Raw genomic sequence first — 19,900 nt, forward strand, 5'->3', positions numbered from 1 at the left:
TATGGTGATAAATAAAATAATAGAAGATAAGAATTGACGACTCAAATATTAACTTAAAAACTTTTATGTGATTTATAAAATATTAATCATACTCACCCCGGCTTTTGACCCCAATACTGGAGGTGTACAGATGTCCACTTATAAAATGTCCAATTATTTCAACAATCAGGGACATGACACTCATGTATATTCTTATAATGTTGGTGGACATGCTCAACAAGAAGTCGCAACCCTGCATTCTGCTGCTAAAAAAGGCGGTAATAATGAACAAAAAAATAACCAACAACTTCAAGATTTAATATTGAGTTTAAAACCAAACGTAGTCATTAACCAAATGCCTTATGAGCGTCCAATAGGTGAAGCCTTAAGGCAAGTCAAATCCAAATGTGATTTTTTACTCTTAGGCTGTTTAAGGAATACACTTTATTCGGTAAAACTTAACTTAGATGATTATGTAAAAGCAGCAGTACCGAAGCCACTACAGCCCTTATTCAATAATGCTGTTGGAAAACAGTTGTTATTGCAAAAACACAAATCAAGACATAAAGAAGATCTAAAATTTATATTAGACACCTACGACTACTTTGTAATGTTTGGACCGCCAAATATGGAAGAGTTAAAGTATTTTGTTGGGAATTATGAGTTACACAAAACCCATTTAATTCCGAATTCAATTCCAAGTGTATTGCCAGAAGTGCCGCCTAAAGACAAACGCATCTTATGGTTAAGCCGTCTGAGTTATAAACAAAAACGAGCAGATTTAATACTGCCGTTTTGGAAACAAGTCATGCATGAATTGCCAGATTGGCAATTCGATGTAGTCGGTAATGGGGATGCCTATGAAGATTTAAAACAACAAATTGAAAAAGAACAGATTCCAAGAATCACCTTGTATGGCAAACAAAACCCAGAGGCCTATTATAAACGCTCCCCGATTTATATTATGACCTCAGCCTTTGAGGGTTTTCCAAATACTTTGATTGAAGCCCAATCTTATGCCAGTATTCCAGTGGTATATGACAATTATCCCATTTGTTCATGGGCAGTCAAAGAAGGTCAAAGCGGTGTGTTGATTCCGCCATTTAAGGTGGATTATATGGCAAGGGAAGTGGTTGCCTTAGCCAAAAATCAAGAACGCCAAAATCAACTCATGCAAACGGCATTGGATAATGCGAAGGAATTTGAAATTAACAAGGTTGGTCAAGAATGGATTTCTTTTTTTAACCGTGAGTTATTGAAACCTTAATTTATGAAAGACATTATATTTCATATTGGACATCCTAAATGTGCATCAACAACGCTACAAAATAGAGTATTTATTAACGAGAAAAGTTATCTTGGTACGGCTAAGACGATGCCAAATAACTTAGCCAAAAAATTGCAACGTATTTCTCCCGTAGGTCCGAGTATAACATGGAGTAAGAATAAAACTAGACAATGGGCTGATGAGGTTCGTGAATTTTCTAACCTAAACTGTATTGACGAAACACCCCTTATTGCGAGTTCAGAAATGTATGCAAACCGTAATAAGTTTAAAGAACGACCAATCATCCCATTTTTGAAATACTTTTCTCGAAATATTTGGACTGAAGGCGAGGTGAAAATTGTCATGGTCATACGCAATCAGTTTGAAAGATTGGCTTCTGAATATGCGCAGGTTTCGGTTACCAACATTAAAGCTTCACAATATGATTTTGAAAGATATATTGATAATCATATCAAACAAAACAATAAGCATTTGGATTATGTAGCTTGGGTAAGTGACTTATATGAATCTTTTAGTAAAGATCAGGTTTGTGTTTTGCTGATGGAAGACATTCAAACTAAAAAATTCTGGGAAGAATTGAAATTTTTTTGTGAACTAAAAAACTTTGAAGTAGAGACGATGTTCTCTAATAATGCCAATTCAAGTTCAAGAAAATCTTCAAAACATACATGGAAATTAAGACCCTTTAGTTCCGAAGAAAAAGCTAAAGTGAAAGTGAATAATTATATGAGGTTGTTATGGCCACAGTCTATAGCTGTAGATTTGAGAGCATCAACTAATTTAAAACTTAGAAATTTATTAAGTAAGTCTTACAAAAGTAAAAGTGAATATTCTAAATCAGTTAGAGGTGATGAAATTGTACTGACAGAAGAATTAAAGTCAAAATTACTGGAATACTATAAGCCTTCAAATATAGCATTAGGTCATTTGTTAAATCGTGATTTGTCAGAAGTGAATTATTATTAAAGCGAATGAGAATAATTAATAAGATTTTAGAAATAGCAAAACAAAACCTTACTAATCTATCAGGTTGGCATACCAAACGAAAGATTGTCGTCTTTGAAAGTGATGATTGGGGAGCCACACGAATGTACGATAAAGACGCTTACAAATATTTGTTGAATAAAGGGTATCCGGTAGATAATTGTCCTTACAATAGAAATGATAGAATTGAAAGTAATGAAGATGTAAGTGTTTTAGCAGAAACTTTATTGAAGTATAAGGATCAGTTTAACCATCCAGCAAAATTTACATTAAACAATATAGTAGCGAATCCTGATTTTGATAAAATCAAAGCATCAGATTTTCAAGAATATCATTATGAAACCTTTCAAACGACTTTATCACGTTATGAGGATGCAGATCAAGTCGTGGATTTGTTGCAAGAAGGGATTCAAAAAGAATTATTTCAACCCCAACTCCACGGTAGAGAGCATATTAATGTGGAGTTATGGTTAAAAAGATTACAAGCAAAAGAACAACGATTTTTAGATGCCTTTGAACAGAAAATGTATACTGTAACAGGTTCTGGTAAAGTCAGTGGTAGAAGAGATAATTTGGATACTTATGGTAGTTTCGAAACTAAAGGGAAGTATCATGACTATTCCAAAAATATAAGAGAGTCTCAAGAATTGTTTTTTAAAGCTTGGGGTTTCAATTCACAAACTTTTATTGCCCCTTGTTATGTTTGGCATCCTAATCTAGAACAAATATTAGTAGAAAATAAAATAAAAGGTATACAGGGGACGCATGTACAAAGAGTTCCGCTTCAAACAGGTTTTCAAGTTAAAAAAAAATATCATTTTACTGGGCAGATTAATGCCTTAAAGCAAGTGTATTTGAATAGAAATGTGATGTTTGAACCTGCTGAAAACCCTCAAGTAGATGTAGTTAATGAAGCGCTCAAGCAAATCAACTTGGCGTTTAAGTACAATAAACCTGCAATCATTAGTTCACACAGGCTAAACTATATTGGGGGCTTAAATTATAAAAATAGAACTGAGAATATTAAAAAATTAGATATTTTATTAATGGCAATTACAAAACAATGGAAACATGTAGAATTTATGTCTTCAGATCAACTTATCAACTTGATAAATAAATAATATGTGTGGTCTAGTAGGATTTGTTGATATAAAACAAAAAAGCACGGAAGCGCATTTGAGAGCTATGGTTGGAACTTTGAAACATAGGGGGCCTGATAGTCAAGACCATTTGCTTTTAAAAAGAAGTAATTATTATATTGGTTTAGGGCATGCACGTTTGTCTATCATAGATTTAACATCTGTAGCAAATCAGCCGATGCAATTTGAACATTTGCAAATAGTGTTTAATGGTGAAATTTATAATTATAAGGAGATTAAAGATGAACTGAAGGAGTTGGGACATCATTTCAATACTTCATCTGACACAGAAGTTATTTTACAAGCCTACAAAGTTTGGGGGAAACAAGCAATTCATAAATTCATCGGCATGTTCGCCTTTGCTATTTATGATCAACAAAACAATGAATTGTTTTTATGTAGAGATCGCGCTGGAGTGAAACCTTTATTTGTATACCAGCATGAGCATTTGTTATTATTTGCATCAGAGTTGAAAGCTTTTCATGAGCACCCTTTATTTAAAAAAGATCTTAACATCAATGCCGTTCATGCTTATTTTGATTTTGGATACGTACCGAGTCCACACTGTATTTTTAAAAATTGTTATAAAGTTAATGCTGGTGAGTACATTACTTATAATTTAAATAATTTAGAGCTTAAGAAAAAAAAGTATTGGTCAATAGATACTTATTACAATAAAGAAAAGTCAAAAATCAGCTATGAAGAAGCTAAACATGAGGTACATGAGTTGTTAAAGTCATCTTATGCTTACAGAATGGTGTCAGATGTGCCTGTTGGGGTTTTTTTAAGTGGGGGCTATGACAGTACTTCAGTGGCTGCTATATTGCAAAACAAATCTGAAAAGCCAATTAAAACCTTTACCATTGGGTTCAAAGAAGGGAATAATGAAGCACCATTTGCTAAAGAAACAGCAAAATATTTAGGCACAGATCATTATGAGTACTATTGTACAGAAAAAGAAGCCCAAGAATTAATTCCTGATCTAGCTTATTACTATGATGAACCTTTTGCAGATAGTTCAGCTATACCAACAACTTTGGTGAGTAAGTTTGCAAAGCAAGAGGTTACAGTTTCATTATCTGCCGATGGTGGTGATGAAATTTTTGCGGGTTATAGTCAATATTGGCGTTTTCCAGAGAAGATGAGAAAGTTATCTAAATGGAGTCTTTTTCAAAATAAATGGACTTCAGGTTTGTTAAAAGGGATTTCTTCTGTAATGCCAAATAATCAAGAAAGACCAAAACACATATTAGAATCCTTATCTAACAACTTTAAAGGTAAAGGCGAAAAACTTGCTGTAGAACTTTATGAGTCAGCTAGGAAAATGCCTAATTTTCACACTAGAAAATTATTTAATACACAAGCCAATCCTAAATTAGGATTTGAAATAGCAAATACAAATTTAGAATCTATTGAACAACTGATGATTGTGGATTATCAATCGTATTTACATAATGATATTTTAACAAAGGTAGATAGAGCAACTATGACACACTCATTAGAAGGCAGAGAGCCTATGTTAGATCATCGTTTGGCTGAATACGTGGCAAGATTACCTATAGATTTTAAATATAATAACGGAATATCCAAGCGCATCTTAAAAGATATAGTTCATGACTATGTACCAAAATCTATGATGGAACGTCCTAAAACTGGTTTTTCAATTCCAGTACTAAAATGGCTTAGAGAAGATTTGTCATTTTATGTAGATGAATATTTAAGTAAGGAAAAGTTAGACCAAGTTGAAATAATCAATACGGAATATGCACTTTTATTAATTAATAAATTTAAATTAAATAAACTCCACTATACGCCAATCATTTGGAAACTCTTAATGTTTATGATGTGGTGGGAAAAATGGGAAGCATAAAAAACACCACAATTACACAGATATTATTCAGTATGATTTGTATGATAAAATTTTGAATTATGTGATCGCAAATAAAGATCACTTATCATACGTGAATATAGAAGCTTTTAAAGTTATCATGCAAGAAATCAAACGCTATCCCAAACATAACTTTGACTATTTGGAATTGATTTGCTGGATGGTATCCTACACAAAATTTGCATTGACATATCAAGATCAACTCGAATCGCCTAAATTGTATCATTCAAAAATACAAGCTCAAAAGGCTAAATTGGAATATCGGCTTCTGACACGGGCTAGGTACGCAAAACACAATTTATTTTGAATACGACTAAAACAAAAAAAATAAGCTGCATTATTCATGCATTAGGTATTGGTGGTATGGAGCGTGTGATGTCTATTTTGCTTAATGATTTTGCGCAAAGAGAAAATGTAGAAGTATCCTTGGTGTTGATAGGAAGAAATCGGAATATAACCTAAAGATTAAGTATAATTGTCGTTTTAAACTTCAACTGGTAAAATGATCCGAATTTTTTGTAAATAAAATTAATATACTTCAAAAATCAAAAGATGAAAAAAAAGCTCTTATATTATACTTATAGGTTAATAGGGGATGTATTATATTTAAAACTCCGTTATAAACAACGTACTGGTAAAACGCTTTCACTTGAACATCCCGAAACATTTACTGAAAAGTTACAATATTTAAAACATCATGATCGTAGACCTATTTACACAAAATGTGTGGATAAAATAGGAGTTAAAACCAGAGTGAGAAGTATTTTGGGATCACCGTTCGTTATTCCTACACTTAAAGTACTTCAATCGCCAAAGGAATTACATGCAGAAAATTTACCTGATGCACCTGTGATTATCAAAGCAAATCACGACAGTGGCGGTACAAGATTTATTCGTGATAAATCTAAAGTTGATTTTAAAGATCTTCAAAGACATTTTGACCGTAAAATGAAAGTGAACTTCTTTTATTCCAACATGGAATGGGAATACAAGAATATAAAGCCTAGGATTTTGATAGAGCCACTTATGTCTGACGGTACCGGTAATTCACTGTTGAATGATTATAAAATACATTGCTTCCATGGTGTACCGCAATTTATTCAAATGATCAGTGATCGTGCGGAGGGAGCAAAAGAAACTTGGTATAATACAGAGTGGAAATTCCTAGATATGTGGTATTTCGCAAGTGAACATAAGATTGTTGAACGTCCTAAAAAATTGAACGAAATGCTGGAAATTGCACAAAAACTATCTAAGCCTTTCCCTTATGTGCGCATAGACTTATACGACACACCTGATGGAATTTTATTCGGTGAATATACTTTCAGACCTTGGGGTGGTTACATGAAATGGAATGACGAAAAGTGGGACAAAAAACTCGGTGACTTAATTGATTTAAGTCTTATAAAAAAGGATGACTAAAATAACAATTATTGTTCCTTTTTAAGCTAACTTGAAAGTAAGAGGTCATCAAATTACGCTGATTAGCTTGGACTCTAAGCCTGCTTTTTTATGCTTTACATAAAGAAGCTAAATAACATCAGCCATCAAACCAAATCACGAGTCAAAACAAGAAAATACGTTTTTACTAATGGTCTTAGGTTGCAAAAAACAATTAAAGAAATTAACCAGAATGTCATCTGTTCTTTTGGCGAAAAATATAATTCTTACATGAAGATATATCTACGGGAAATAAAAATACTGATTTATTCAGGCAAAAGAACTTCACCGCTCTCAAGTTTAAAATGACGTTATGGTTTTTGTTAATCCGTTTGACTATAAACTATTAAAAGATAAATACAATTTCAAGCGAACTTAAGTAATAGTCAACCCTATAGATTTAGATTATCCTAAACTTGAATGAGAAAATTTAATCTTAAATGTTGGAAGTATTGGTGGTAATAAAAACCAAGATTAATTGATTCGATATTTAGTGAGATGAAAAACAATGCTTGGAAACTTCATTTTGCTGGGACGGTCCGTTAAAACAAAAATGCAGTGCCTTAGCCAATCAATTAGATTTTGACGAGCAAATAAATTTCACGGACTTTAACAAGTTTATAAAATCTATGGCTCTAACAAAATAGAAAGTGGTATAAAGAAAGAAAAATCGAGATGAAAGTGATTCCAGAAGGGAAAAAGCTAGACTTAACCGATTATCAAAAGAAAAAACAAAAGGAAGAATATAATGAAAGAAATCAGATAGAAGGGAAATTTGGACAAGCCAAACAAGCTTATGACCTCAACAATATTAAAGATAAGCTCAGTAATACACCTCACAGTTGGATTAGAGTTATTCTCTTTTATAACAAATCTTGTAAAACTTGCCGAAATCTTTAATTTCAAATTTTGACTTTCTGAGAAAATCCTATTTTTTGTCTAAACTCTAGATAACAATAATTTATATGAAAAATGTAAATAAATTTAAAATATATATATACCAAATTTTTTTAAAAATAAATCCTAGATTGTTTTATAAAATTCAGCATTTTAGAATTCATAAAAAATTCGGAAAACATACATATTGGCCTAACATAAGTAATCCCAAAACATTTAATGAGAAAACAATACACTCAAAATGTATAAATCAGCATAAGAAATTAAGCCCATTGGTGGACAAAGAATCCGCAAAAGAAATAATCAGTAGTGTAATAGGGGAGCAATATATAGTTCCCACACAATTAGTTATAAAAGACAAGTTGGAGAAAAAGAATTTGGATCAACTTTCACCACCTTTTATCATGAAACCAACTCATTTATCAGGTGAGATAATTATCATTAATAACGAAGAAGATTTTGATTTAGACCAAGTTAATCAATGGATTGATAAATGTTTAACTACTAATTTAGATGCCACGACTGGAGAAGTCCAATATAGGAATTTAAAACCTAAAATTATTATCGAAGACTGCTTGGGTTCAAATTTATTGGATTATAAACTTTTTTGTTTTCATGGTGAAGTACATTATATTCAAGTTGATCATGACAGACACACTTTTCATTCAAGGAGTTTTTATAAGCCGAATTGGTCAAAACAAAATTTTTCAACTTTATATCCAATGAAAATAGAAACAATATCACCACCAAACAATCTTGCTGAATTAATTTCGATAGCAGAACGATTATCAAAACCTTTTGACTTTGTTAGAGTTGACCTATATGATACAAATGGGAAGGTTTATTTTGGGGAGTTAACTTTTCATCATGGATCAGGCTATGAGCCTTTTACTACGTATAAAGACGATTTGAATTTTGGCAATTTATGGCAATCATTTTATAGCTATAAAGATTTAAAGGTTGAAAAAATTTACAGTAATTGATGAGGAAATGTGTAACATTCCTAGTTCCCTCCTTAAAAGCTGGCGGCCTAGAGCGTGTCGCCTCTTTATTGGCTAATCGGGGAACAGATAATTATCAAATTACCTTGATCAGCTTGGACTCCGAGCCTCCTTTTTATTCGTTACATAAGGAAGTAAAATTACTTCAGTCACCAGAGAAAATCACACGGCAAAACAAGAAAATACGCTTTTTCACCAACGGAGGATGGTTGAGAAAAACGGTCAAAGAAATTAACCCCGATGTCATCTGTTCTTTCGGTGAAAAATATAATCCGTACGTGATGTTTTTCCTTGCGGGAATAAAAACCCCCATTTATTTAGCCAACAGAACTTCACCGCTTTCAAGCTTAAAAGGTCGTTACGGTCTTTTAAATCCGTTTGCCTATAAATTCGCTGCAGGAGTGTTGTTACAAACAAAGCAATCCATTGAACTATTAAAAGATAAATACGATTTCAAGCGAACTGAAGTGATAGGTAACCCCATAGATTTAGACTATCCTAAACTTGAAAGAGAAAATATAATCTTAAATGTTGGAAGTATTGGAGGTAATAAAAACCAAGATTGGTTGATTCGCTATTTTAGTGAGTTGAAAAACAAGGGTTGGAAACTTCATTTTGCCGGAGACGGTCCGTTGAAACAAAAATGCAGTGCCTTAGCCGAACAATTAAATATTGCCTCGCAAGTTGTATTTCATGGGGTAGTAAAAGATATAAAATCAAACTATTCACGTGCTTCCATTTTCGCATTCACTTCTACCGTTGAGGGTTTTCCTAATGCTCTAGGAGAAGCTATGGCAGCGGGTTGTGCTTGTATAGCTTACGACTGTATTGCAGGGCCTTCTGATATCATAGATGATGGCGTAAACGGATTTCTAATTCCAGTAGGTGATCATGAACTATTTCAAGATAAACTAAAACATTTAATGCAAGATCAAGCCCTAAGAGAAAAATTCGGAAAGAATGCTAGAGAAAAAATGAAACTGTTTGAAGCTGATCAAATTGCTGAAAAGTTCTACCAATTTATTACTGCTGATTTATAAGCGAGAGCAAGAAATTTGAAAAACATAGTGCTTAAATTAGTTGGGGTATAAAACGAATTCTACCATGTTATATCTTAGAGTTTGCCACAGTGTATCAAGGAGAAATCCTGTGATGAAATCAAACAAAGAAACTCTGAAAAAAAGCCGAGTAACATCGTGGTATAAAATACACGGAGCAACACCACTAAAATACATTGTAAAACTCTCTGTTGAAGTTTACACCGTGCTAAACCGCGAAAATACACCGTGAAACACCGTGGTATATTCAACATAGTATAAGACTCAGAAACATACCGATACCTTGAAAATAATCATTAACACCGCCCATCAACGTTTTGGGGGTGCCATACAAGTCGCCTTATCATTCATTAATGAATGCAAAAATTTTCCTAAACATGAGTACCATGTATGGATAGGTTATGGTGTAAGTAAGTCCATTAAAACAGACAGTTTTCCTGATAATTTTCAGTTTTACCACTTTGATTTTGGTGTCATCAATTTTAAAAAAATCAAGCTAATCCAAAATCAGCTGTCAGCTTTAGAACACCAAATCATTCCAGACGTGTTGATCTCGACCTCTGGACCAACTTATTTTCATTCTAAAGCACCACAAATTATAGGCTTTAATTTGCCTCTGTACATTTACCCAGAGTCGCCTTATGTTCAAGAGATGTCTTGGAAATCTAAGCTAAAGTTAGCTTTAAAACGGAAAGCGCATTTTTACTATTTCAAACGAGACGCCGCAGCCTATGTCACCCAAACTGATGATGTGAATCAGCGTGTGCGTAAAGCACTAGATACTGATCAAGTCTTTACAGTCACGAATACCGCCAGTAATTATTATAAAGATTGGGAAGTGTATCCCAAACGATTGCCAGAAAAGCCAAAAGACGTATTTCGTTTGATTTGCATATCCTCTTATTATCCTCATAAAAACTTGGAGTTAATTCCCGAAATGCTTGAGGAATTAAAACAAAAAGGGATTAACAATATAGAGTTTGTATTGACATTACAGTCTGATGATTATAAAACTTACATTGGTCATCATCCACAAATTCACAATGTGGGACCGATACCACCAGAAGCTTGTCCATCTTTATATCATGAATGCGATGCCTTGTTTTTACCAACTTTAGCCGAATGTTTTTCAGCCTCTTATCCGGAAGCTATGATGATGAAAAAGCCTATTGTCACCACAGACCTTGGATTTGCAAAAAGTATCTGTGGTGAAGCGGCCTTATATTTTGAGCCAAAAGATGCAAGATCGGCAGCGGATCAGATAGAAAAATTGTTAGAGAATACAGAACTGCAAAAAGATTTGGTAGCTAAGGGAGATGAGCAGTTAAAAACTTTCGACAGCCCACAGGATCGGGCAAAGAAGTATATTGAACTGTGTAAATCGTTGGCCAAAAGAACCACAGAGTAAGACTGTGTTAAACAGTATAAATATACCGTGAAACACAGTGTAAAAACTTTGCGTCACATCGAGGTAAAAAAAGCACCTTGCGACACCGTGAAAAGACTCCGTGAAACACAGTGGTAGAACAACCCTAAAAACACAGTGGTAAATAAACACTTAAACAATGCCAGACACTCAGCCTAGAAAGCTAGTCATACTCAACCAAGCAGCCAATTATCTTACGATTGGCTTCGCCAACGCATTCAATCAAAAATTTGATGAAGTCGTACTCATTGCAGGATCAGTACATGCACAAGGAGAAGAACTCGACCCAGATATTCATTGGCACAAAATCAACCAATGGCATGAAGCCCCAACGGCAAAAAAAATGCTTTCATTTTTAAAAGCACTATTCAATATGTGGTGGTTGCTCATGACCAAATACCGTAAACACGAAGTGATGTTTGTGTCTGTACCACCAATGGGCTACCTTTTAAATTTAATACTACCGCACCGTTTTAGCATGGTAATATGGGATGTTTATCCAGATATATTTAAAATTACAGGGATGCAGGAATCCCATCCAGTGTATAAAATATGGTCATACCTTAACAGAAAATCCTTTAAAAAAACTTACCGGTTATTTACCATTAGTGAAAAAATGGCAGATTTGGTAGAAACCTATGTCAACAGAGATAAAATAATCATTCAGCCAATTTGGTCGATTTTTCAGAAGAATCAGAAAATTGCAAAGCAAGACAATTTGTTCATCAATCAACATCAATTAGACAACAAGTTTATAGTGCAATATTCAGGTAATATCGGTTTGACACATAATGTTGAAGTTTTGGTAGACATCGCAGAAGAACTTCAACACAATCCAAAGATTCTATTTCAAATCATCGGTAGAGGACCTAGGAAAAATTATTTAGAGCAATTGGTTAAATATAAAAACTTACCCAATTGTATGTTTTTGCCCTTTCAATCAGATGAGATGTTTCCTTACTCTTTGTCAGCAGCAGACTTAGGGGTGGTTATTTTAGATGAAAAAACAAGCAAAGGTAGTGTGCCTAGTAAGTCATTCAACTTAATGAGTTATGGCATCCCGGCATTGTATATTGCTGCTGAAGACAGTCAACTATCAGTATATGCCAAACGCTATCAACATGCTAGTTTGTTTACAAAACAACACTTAAAGGACGCAGCAAATTGGATTGAAAATTTGAGTACAAATAAAGAACAACAGAGACTCATGTCTAGAAATGCAGAGGATGCGGCTCAAGATTTTAAACGTTCAAATGCAGATAAATTTGTTAATAAATATTTATACCAATAAGTTTAAATAAATGAACTATATCACAGCGTAAAAATATCACAGACTTACAAGGAGAAAAGACACCATGCAACACAGTGAACAAACCCCGAGAAACACTGTGTTACAACAAAACACTAGAATACAAAAAACTCAATACTTAACAATGAAACAAACTTTAGCCAATCATATTAAGAATATAGGCGGATGGACCACCAAGCGTAAGATATTATGTTTTGCTGTGGATGATTATGGCAATATAAGGCTGCATAGTCCAAGTAGTGTGGAGAAACTCAAGTCAAAAGGCGTGCAGTTGAGTGGGCGTTTTGATTACTTGGATGCATTGGATACGAGAGAAGATTATGAACAATTATTCGAGGTCTTGGGCAGTATTAAAGACAAATACCTAAACCCGGCGATTTTTACATCTTATGCCTTATCGGCAAATATCGATTTTGATAAGGTTTTGAAAGAGAGACGCAAATATGAATACGAATTGTTGCCAGAAACCTACAAAAAACTAGCGGCAGACGATTTGGCTTATGAAGGTGCTTTCGAGATGTTGCAGGAAGGCATCGCCAACAAATTTATTAAACCTCAGTTTCACGGTCGGGAACATTTGAATGTCAGTTTGTTTCAAGATTTGCTCAATATTGAACATCCACACCTGATGGCTAATTTGGAAAATCGTTCTTATGCAGGTATTCCAAAACTTGCAGAAAAACCCACTGTGGGTTTTACCCAAGCCTTTGCGTTTTGGGATGAAAAGGAAGTAGAATATCATAAATCCATAATTAAAGACGGCTTACGATGTTTTGAAAAAGTTTATGGCTATAAGTCGGTAACTTTTACGCCCCCAGCTCAGCAGTTGCACCCTAAACTCTATAATTATATCAATCAACAAGGTGTAATTTCAATTGATAAGTCAAGAAGTATGCAGCGACATCTTGGTCAAAATGAGTTTATTCAGGAAAAAAATAAGTTAGGATATCAAAATAATCAAGAACACATTACGATGGTGAGAAATGTGGTTTTTGAACCCACGGAAGATAGAGGTGTTGATTGGGTTGAGTTTACGTTTAAGCAAATTCAAGCTGCGTTTAGACTCAATAAACCAGTAATTGTCAGTTCACATCGTGTCAATTATTGCGGGCATATCGACCCTGAAAATAGAACAAAGGGTTTAATAATCTTAAAAGCTTTACTCCAAAAAGTAGTACAAAAATATCCAGAGGTTGAGTTCATGTCAGTCGATCAACTAGCCGAAGAAATTAATGCAGGTTCAAACCTGTAATTTGAAATCACTATTGTAGAAATAAAAGCCTTAAGCTAAAGGCTTATAAGCAGTAGGCTTGAATATTTCAAATTTTCCATTTCAAATTTATGAGACTAACATCTTAAATTCAATATTTTATAATCGCATTGAAAAATCTTAAACCTGTCAGGTCTCCAAGACCTGACAGGTTTAACCCAGAGCCCTCATTTCAGAGGTTTTACTGATGTAGCAAGCAGCAGGAAAATAGTATCGGTTTGTCACTTCGAGTGATTTTACTGATGCGGTCAGCAGCAGGAAAATATTATCGAGAAGTGATTCTAACTAGATCAAAAATAGTTCTCGATACACCTTGACTAAAAACTACCAGCATCAGAGATGCCTTGTTTTTATGTCAAGCCACTCGAACTGACAGAGAAGCCTAAACCTGTAGCTTGCAACCTAAAATCACAATTATAGAGATAAAAGCTTTAAGCAGTAGGCAATAAGCTGTAAGCCATTAATTAAGCCAAGAATTTAAAAGCTATAAGAGGAAAATCAAATCTAAACTTCATCATAATGAGAAATTTTAAAAAATATGATATTTGGAAGTTAAGTCATCAACTCACTTTAGAGATTTATCATATCACAAAAAATTTCCCAAATAGTGAGAAGTATCAGTTAATATCTCAAATGCAAAGAGCGGCTTATTCTATACCCTCTAATTTCAGTGAAGGAGCAGGTAGGTACTCAGATAAGGAATTTAATCGCTTCATTCAAATATCGCTTGGATCAGCACATGAATTAGAATATTTCATTTTTTTGTCTAAAGACTTAGGGTATTTAGATGAAATTAAGTTTCAAGAGTTAGACAATAATATTAACACTCTCAAAAAGAAAATTTTTAGTTTAAGTAAAAAGTTAACTTCATAGTGCAATAAGCCTACAGCTAATAGCCTACAGCCTACAGCCTACAGCCAATAGCCAAAAGCCAACAGCTTATATCTCAAACCATCAACAAAATCTAAAAACCAAACAATATGGAACACGATGAACGCCCATGGGGCGCATACTTCGTATTAGAAGACAGTCCCACGCATAAGGTGAAACGCATAGAAGTGAAACCTGGAGGACGACTGTCCTATCAATACCATCACAAACGGTCAGAAGTCTGGACAATTGTCAAAGGGGAAGCAAGAATCACCTTGGATGACGTCGATACGGATTATAAATCTGGAGATGTGATACAAATCCCATTAAAAGCAAAGCACAGAATTATGAATATTGGTCAAGAAAAGCTTATTTTTGTGGAAGTACAATTGGGAACTTATTTTGGAGAAGATGATATTGTTCGTTTGGAAGATGATTATCAACGCTCCTAAATTCTAAATTTGGAAGACAGCGCACATTCTATGAAGAAACAACACATCTTATTGACAGGTGGCGTAGGTAGCCGTTTGTGGCCCTTATCACGCAAGTCCTGCCCTAAACAATACTTACCACTCATTCAAGGCAAATCTCTATTTCAACTGTGCATCGAAAGAAATGCTGGTCTGGTAGATGCAGGAATCATTGTGGGAAACAAGGATAATTATAAGCACTCAAGAACACAGGCTTCAGGAGACTATGGCTTCAATTATGATGAAATTATAGAAGCAGTGCCTAAAAATACGGCAGCAGCTATTGCGTTTGCTGCTTTAGCAACTAATCCTGAAGATTTGTTGTTGGTGACACCAGCCGACCATGTGATAGATGCAGGAGAAAATTATGAAAAAGCCATAACATACGCTTTTCAACTCGCCGAACAAGGCGCAATTGTGACCTTTGGAGTGAAACCTAATCAACCAGAAACTGGCTATGGTTATATCGAGCATAAAGGTCTAGATGTTTTAGGATTTAAGGAAAAACCAAATCAAGATTTAGCAGAAAAATACATCAAAGCTGGAAACTTCCTTTGGAATTCTGGTATCTTTTGTTTTCAAGCTAAAGTATTTTTAGAGGCATTGAAACAATTTGAACCAGAGATATATGAAAAAAGTCGTATAGCTTACGAAGCCAGACAAAAGGACTTTTTACCAGAACATGAGAGTGAGCAGATTCCTGAACTTAGTGTAGATTACGCCGTGATGGAACGTTCAAAAAATATCAAAGTGGTGTCTGCCGATTTTTATTGGTCAGATCTGGGATCATTTTCAGCGATTTATGATTACTTTAAATTACATGACTTAGGACGCTTTGACCAGTCTCAAAACTTGATCTTAAATTCAAATAAGCATATTGAACTGCCGCATGTCTCTGAGCATATTTACGTAGAAACTAAGGATGCAGTCCTTTTGGTAGATAAAAATCAAGCCCAGGATGTCAAACAGATTCATAATTCGATTAAAACAGCACATCCAGAATTGACTTAAACTAACGGATAAAAAAATAAGCTTTTATTAAAATAAACAAGACAATGAAAACAGCATTAATAACAGGAATCACAGGTCAAGATGGTGCCTACTTAGCTGAACTACTTTTGGAAAAAGGCTATATGGTGCACGGTATCAAACGAAGAGCATCCTTGTTCAATACCGACCGTATAGACCATCTTTACCAAGATCCTCATGCTAAAGATATTCGCTTGAAATTACATTATGGGGATTTGACAGATTCGATGAATTTAACTCGAATTATTCAAGAGACTCAACCCGATGAGATTTATAACTTAGCAGCGATGAGTCATGTCAAAGTGAGTTTTGATACCCCAGAATATACAGCAAATGCCGATGGTATAGGAACATTGAGAATTTTAGAAGCTGTTCGCTTATTGGGAATGGAGAAGAAAACTAAAATTTACCAAGCTTCTACATCAGAGTTGTATGGCTTGGTACAGGCAGTTCCTCAAAGTGAAACAACTCCTTTTTATCCGCGTTCACCCTATGCAGTTGCTAAGCTATATGCTTACTGGATTACAGTAAATTATCGTGAAGCTTATAATATGTTCGCTTGTAATGGCATATTGTTCAATCATGAATCTCCACTTAGAGGCGAAACCTTTGTAACGCGTAAAATCACCAGAGCAGTTTCTAAAATTGCTTTAGGTTTACAGGATAAAATGTTTATGGGAAATCTAGATGCCAAAAGAGACTGGGGGCATGCTAAAGATTACGTTGAAGGCATGTGGCGAATACTTCAGCAAGATGAAGCTGAAGATTATGTGTTGGCAACAGGTAAAACCACAAAAGTCAGAGATTTTATCAGTATGTCATTTGCTGAGGTAGGCATCAAGATTAGTTTTGAAGGTAAAGATGAACAAGAAGTCGGACGGTTTGAGGATTTCAATGCTGAGATTTTCGAAAGCGTGACAGGCTTAGCAACCAAGGATTCCAAGTTAAAGAAAGGTGATGTTTTGGTATCTATCGACCCAGAATACTTCAGACCGACAGAAGTTGATTTATTGATTGGAGACGCCAGTAAGGCACAAGAGAAATTGGGATGGAAACCAAAGTATGATTTAGAAGCCTTAGTTAAAGAAATGGTCGCTTCAGATGTGATTTTATTTAAACGCGACTTAGAATTGAAAAAAAGCGGTTATGCCGTCTTAAAACAAGCTGAATAAAGACAAAGACACTATGAATAAAACGAGCAAAATATACATTGCTGGACATAGAGGAATGGTGGGCAGTGCGATTTGGCGAGCTTTGGAAGCTAAAGGCTACACTAATCTGATTGGACGAAGCAGTAAAGACTTAGATTTAAGAAATCAGGAGGCTGTTCAAAGCTTTTTTAATAAAGAACAACCAGAGGTAGTCATTGATGCTGCAGCACGAGTCGGCGGTATTTTAGCCAATAAGGATTATCCATATAATTTCCTAATGGAGAATCTTCAAATTCAAAATAATCTAATCGATACCTCATTGAAGCACGAGGTTGAAAAGTTTATTTTCTTAGGCTCGTCTTGTATCTATCCAAAACTAGCACCACAACCACTTAAAGAGGACTACTTGTTGACCGATACTTTAGAACCAACGAATGAGTGGTATGCCATCGCTAAAATTACAGGCGTTAAAGCTTGTCAGGCCATTCGTCAACAATATGGCAAGGATTACGTGAGCCTAATGCCAACAAATCTTTATGGTGAACAAGATAATTTTGACTTAAAAACTTCGCATGTCTTACCAGCGATGATTCGTAAGTTTCATGAAGCCAAACTTAATGCCCATGCACCAGTTGAACTTTGGGGGTCAGGAACACCGAAAAGAGAATTTTTATATGTAGATGACTTGGCACAAGCCGTGCTGTATGCTTTGGAAAATCGACTGGAAGAACATCTCTATAATGTGGGCACGGGAACAGATTTAAGTATCAAAGCATTGGCAGAAAAAATACAGGCTATTGTTGGCCATCAAGGCGAAATCCAATGGGATATTACAAAACCAGATGGAACGCCAAGAAAACTCTTAGATGTATCTAAACTTCATGAACAAGGATGGCATCATCAAGTCAGTTTAGACGAAGGCATTAAACAAACTTATGAGTGGTTTTTGAAACACAGTGACAGTTATAAAGAAGTTAAATTGAACGCTTAGTTTTAGCTTATTGAGTGAATGACAAGTACTATTTCGTTTGAAATCTGGAATTATTAAAATAGAGAAATGATAAAAGAGCCTTTAGGCGGTAAGCTTTAGGAATTAAGCCTAAAATATCAAATTTTTCCATTTCAAATTCGATATTTTAAATTTATAAGTCTGACATTTGAAATCTAACATCTGATGATCTTAAGAAAATATCAGAATAACCTGCAACAAAGAAGCCTCAAATTACTAGTCACTATTCACTAGTATACCAGTTAACCAGTCTACTAATTAAACAGTCATCCACTCCATATATATCAAAAAAAATAAATGAAACGACTATTATATTTCGCATATTACCTGAAACAACTCAATTGGAAATTGCTGAAGAAATTTATGGCGCATACCAAAGGAAAACACGGACTTTCTGAAGCTAAACAGTGGTCGATGATTCTAAGAAATTCCTTGAAATACAATATTTCCATTTTGGAATTTTACCAATTTAATTTCTTGCATAAAAGTCATGAAGAAAAACTAAAATGGGCTGGGACTGGAACCTTATATGAGTTTCAGTTAAAAGCCAATCCACCTAATGAACGACAGATTTTAGATGATAAACGTTTGTTTTTAAAATCTTACGGCAAGTATGTGGTAAATCAAGTGCATACTTTGCAAGAATTGGAAGCCGATGCCAAGCTTATTGACGATTTTCTGAATAAGCACGAGAAAATTGTATTCAAAGAAGCCAGTGGCAAGTGTGGCGCAGGGGTGGCCATTAAACCAACCAGTGAATTAACGCCATCATCCATGTTGAATTATATGAAAACCAATAAGTTCGATATGGTGGAAACTTACATACAGCAGCACGAGTCAATCAATAAATTATCACCATCGGCGGTGAATACCATTAGAATTTTCACAAAGTTGGATGAAGATAATAATTATTCAGTCTTAGGTTGTAGAATGCGTATTTCAGTAGATTGTGAAGTCGATAATTTAGCTGCAGGCAACTTAGCTGCTCCCATAGATGAAGCCACAGGAATCATTAGTGGACCTGGTGTTTATTCAGACATTACCAAGTCACCTGAAACGCACCACCCTATCACCGGTACAAAATTACCAGGTTTTCAAATTCCATACTGGAATGAAATCATGGCAATGGTCAAAGAGGCCAGCTTGTTGCATCCACAAAACAAATCCATCGGCTGGGATGTGGTCTTAACCCCTAACGGCCCTGGACTAATCGAAGGCAACCACGATTGGTGTAAATTGGTCTGGCAATTACCAGTGAATCAGGGCTTGAAAGAGAAACTTAAGGGTTAGTGAGTAGTTGGCAGTGACTAGTAATTAGTTTTTGTCTGAAATTTAATCAACAAAATATCACTTCGAGTGATTTTACTGATGCGGCAAGCAGAAGGAAAATAGGATCGAGAAGTCTTTCTAACTAGATCATTAATAGTTCTCGATAGCTCTACTGAGCATAGTCGAAGTACATTTATTATGCCCTCGCTGGTCGTAATAAACACTCGAACTGACAGCAGGATATTTCAAATTTATGAGTCTAACATCTGAAATCAAAGCATTTGAGAAAACCGGCTTATCAAAAAAACTTTTAAAAATCAAGGAAGCAGCGTAGGATGAGAAGATGAAAATCTGTTTGAACTCGATGAAATCGAGTGAGTTATTTTTCATCTGTGGCGGGGGATTCCGTAGATTTTCTTAGAG

Annotated in this window: 19 protein-coding genes and 1 pseudogene; all 20 read left to right on the plus strand. The window is 34.8% G+C overall.

What is annotated here, in order from left to right:
* Positions 1-67 precede the first annotated feature (67 nt).
* The 20 genes and pseudogenes from EIG86_RS01965 (at position 68) to EIG86_RS02055 (ending at position 19,498) form a co-directional block, all read left to right on the plus strand.
* Positions 68-1,246 carry a glycosyltransferase gene (locus EIG86_RS01965; protein ID WP_127844468.1) on the plus strand — a complete coding sequence of 393 codons (1,179 nt, stop codon included), beginning with the start codon at positions 68-70 and terminating at the stop codon, positions 1,244-1,246.
* 3 nt (positions 1,247-1,249) lie between these two features.
* Entirely contained in the window at positions 1,250-2,233 is a 984-nt protein-coding gene (locus EIG86_RS01970; RefSeq protein ID WP_127844469.1) for a sulfotransferase domain-containing protein, read from the plus strand.
* A gap of 5 nt (positions 2,234-2,238) precedes the next feature.
* Positions 2,239-3,372: a hypothetical protein gene (locus tag EIG86_RS01975; protein ID WP_127844470.1), complete on the plus strand. Its 1,134-nt coding sequence runs from the start codon at positions 2,239-2,241 to the stop codon at positions 3,370-3,372.
* Position 3,373: 1 nt separating this feature from the next.
* Entirely contained in the window at positions 3,374-5,260 is a 1,887-nt protein-coding gene (asnB, locus tag EIG86_RS01980; protein ID WP_127844471.1) for an asparagine synthase (glutamine-hydrolyzing), read from the plus strand.
* Positions 5,261-5,321: 61 nt separating this feature from the next.
* Complete coding sequence (locus EIG86_RS01985; RefSeq protein WP_127844472.1) at positions 5,322-5,585, plus strand: hypothetical protein; 264 nt, start codon at positions 5,322-5,324, stop codon at positions 5,583-5,585.
* Complete coding sequence (locus tag EIG86_RS14085) at positions 5,582-5,740, plus strand: hypothetical protein (protein WP_157983103.1); 159 nt, start codon at positions 5,582-5,584, stop codon at positions 5,738-5,740. The genes EIG86_RS01985 and EIG86_RS14085 overlap by 4 nt, the downstream gene beginning before the upstream one ends.
* Positions 5,741-5,830: 90 nt before the next feature.
* On the plus strand, positions 5,831-6,700 hold the full coding sequence (locus EIG86_RS01990) for an ATP-grasp fold amidoligase family protein (RefSeq protein WP_127844473.1): 870 nt from the start codon (positions 5,831-5,833) through the stop codon (positions 6,698-6,700).
* A gap of 669 nt (positions 6,701-7,369) precedes the next feature.
* Positions 7,370-7,618: pseudogene (locus tag EIG86_RS01995) on the plus strand (transposase); the annotation flags it as partial.
* 65 nt (positions 7,619-7,683) lie between these two features.
* On the plus strand, positions 7,684-8,598 hold the full coding sequence (locus EIG86_RS02000; protein WP_127844475.1) for an ATP-grasp fold amidoligase family protein: 915 nt from the start codon (positions 7,684-7,686) through the stop codon (positions 8,596-8,598).
* Positions 8,598-9,656, plus strand: coding sequence for a glycosyltransferase (locus EIG86_RS02005; protein ID WP_127844476.1), 1,059 nt, complete (start codon positions 8,598-8,600; stop codon positions 9,654-9,656). Before EIG86_RS02000 ends, EIG86_RS02005 begins: the two co-directional genes overlap by 1 nt.
* A gap of 64 nt (positions 9,657-9,720) precedes the next feature.
* Positions 9,721-9,906, plus strand: coding sequence for a hypothetical protein (locus tag EIG86_RS02010; RefSeq protein WP_127844477.1), 186 nt, complete (start codon positions 9,721-9,723; stop codon positions 9,904-9,906).
* 51 nt (positions 9,907-9,957) lie between these two features.
* Complete coding sequence (locus EIG86_RS02015) at positions 9,958-11,082, plus strand: glycosyltransferase family 4 protein (protein ID WP_127844478.1); 1,125 nt, start codon at positions 9,958-9,960, stop codon at positions 11,080-11,082.
* Positions 11,083-11,239: 157 nt separating this feature from the next.
* Positions 11,240-12,391 (plus strand): glycosyltransferase family 4 protein, encoded by a 1,152-nt coding sequence (locus tag EIG86_RS02020; RefSeq protein WP_127844479.1) that lies wholly within the window; start codon positions 11,240-11,242, stop codon positions 12,389-12,391.
* Positions 12,392-12,533: 142 nt separating this feature from the next.
* Entirely contained in the window at positions 12,534-13,661 is a 1,128-nt protein-coding gene (locus EIG86_RS02025) for a hypothetical protein (RefSeq protein WP_127844480.1), read from the plus strand.
* Between the two features lie 537 nt (positions 13,662-14,198).
* A complete protein-coding gene (locus EIG86_RS02030) occupies positions 14,199-14,552 on the plus strand; it encodes a four helix bundle protein (RefSeq protein ID WP_127844481.1) in 354 nt (117 codons plus the stop codon).
* A gap of 107 nt (positions 14,553-14,659) precedes the next feature.
* Positions 14,660-15,001 carry a phosphomannose isomerase type II C-terminal cupin domain gene (locus EIG86_RS02035; protein WP_127844482.1) on the plus strand — a complete coding sequence of 114 codons (342 nt, stop codon included), beginning with the start codon at positions 14,660-14,662 and terminating at the stop codon, positions 14,999-15,001.
* 9 nt (positions 15,002-15,010) lie between these two features.
* On the plus strand, positions 15,011-16,030 hold the full coding sequence (locus EIG86_RS02040) for a mannose-1-phosphate guanylyltransferase (RefSeq protein WP_317129901.1): 1,020 nt from the start codon (positions 15,011-15,013) through the stop codon (positions 16,028-16,030).
* A gap of 44 nt (positions 16,031-16,074) precedes the next feature.
* Positions 16,075-17,220 carry a GDP-mannose 4,6-dehydratase gene (gmd, locus tag EIG86_RS02045; RefSeq protein WP_127844483.1) on the plus strand — a complete coding sequence of 382 codons (1,146 nt, stop codon included), beginning with the start codon at positions 16,075-16,077 and terminating at the stop codon, positions 17,218-17,220.
* Positions 17,221-17,233: 13 nt separating this feature from the next.
* Positions 17,234-18,190, plus strand: a complete 957-nt coding sequence (locus tag EIG86_RS02050; protein WP_127844484.1) for a GDP-L-fucose synthase family protein — start codon at positions 17,234-17,236, stop codon at positions 18,188-18,190.
* Positions 18,191-18,505: 315 nt separating this feature from the next.
* Positions 18,506-19,498 carry a sugar-transfer associated ATP-grasp domain-containing protein gene (locus EIG86_RS02055; protein WP_127844485.1) on the plus strand — a complete coding sequence of 331 codons (993 nt, stop codon included), beginning with the start codon at positions 18,506-18,508 and terminating at the stop codon, positions 19,496-19,498.
* Positions 19,499-19,900 lie beyond the last annotated feature (402 nt).

Source organism: Psychroflexus aestuariivivens (genome assembly GCF_004010055.1).
Lineage (GTDB): Bacteria > Bacteroidota > Bacteroidia > Flavobacteriales > Flavobacteriaceae > Psychroflexus > Psychroflexus aestuariivivens.

Excerpts from the sequence above, each read along its gene's own strand:
- EIG86_RS01970 (WP_127844469.1), top strand. The coding sequence starts at position 1,250 with ATGAAAGACATTATATTTCATATTGGACATCCTAAATGTGCATCAACA.
- EIG86_RS01975 (WP_127844470.1), top strand. The coding sequence starts at position 2,239 with ATGAGAATAATTAATAAGATTTTAGAAATAGCAAAACAAAACCTTACT.
- asnB (WP_127844471.1), top strand. The coding sequence starts at position 3,374 with ATGTGTGGTCTAGTAGGATTTGTTGATATAAAACAAAAAAGCACGGAA.
- EIG86_RS01990 (WP_127844473.1), top strand. The coding sequence starts at position 5,831 with ATGAAAAAAAAGCTCTTATATTATACTTATAGGTTAATAGGGGATGTA.
- EIG86_RS02000 (WP_127844475.1), top strand. The coding sequence starts at position 7,684 with ATGAAAAATGTAAATAAATTTAAAATATATATATACCAAATTTTTTTA.
- EIG86_RS02005 (WP_127844476.1), top strand. The coding sequence starts at position 8,598 with ATGAGGAAATGTGTAACATTCCTAGTTCCCTCCTTAAAAGCTGGCGGC.
- EIG86_RS02010 (WP_127844477.1), top strand. The coding sequence starts at position 9,721 with ATGTTATATCTTAGAGTTTGCCACAGTGTATCAAGGAGAAATCCTGTG.
- EIG86_RS02020 (WP_127844479.1), top strand. The coding sequence starts at position 11,240 with ATGCCAGACACTCAGCCTAGAAAGCTAGTCATACTCAACCAAGCAGCC.
- EIG86_RS02025 (WP_127844480.1), top strand. The coding sequence starts at position 12,534 with ATGAAACAAACTTTAGCCAATCATATTAAGAATATAGGCGGATGGACC.
- EIG86_RS02030 (WP_127844481.1), top strand. The coding sequence starts at position 14,199 with ATGAGAAATTTTAAAAAATATGATATTTGGAAGTTAAGTCATCAACTC.
- EIG86_RS02035 (WP_127844482.1), top strand. The coding sequence starts at position 14,660 with ATGGAACACGATGAACGCCCATGGGGCGCATACTTCGTATTAGAAGAC.
- gmd (WP_127844483.1), top strand. The coding sequence starts at position 16,075 with ATGAAAACAGCATTAATAACAGGAATCACAGGTCAAGATGGTGCCTAC.
- EIG86_RS02050 (WP_127844484.1), top strand. The coding sequence starts at position 17,234 with ATGAATAAAACGAGCAAAATATACATTGCTGGACATAGAGGAATGGTG.
- EIG86_RS02055 (WP_127844485.1), top strand. The coding sequence starts at position 18,506 with ATGAAACGACTATTATATTTCGCATATTACCTGAAACAACTCAATTGG.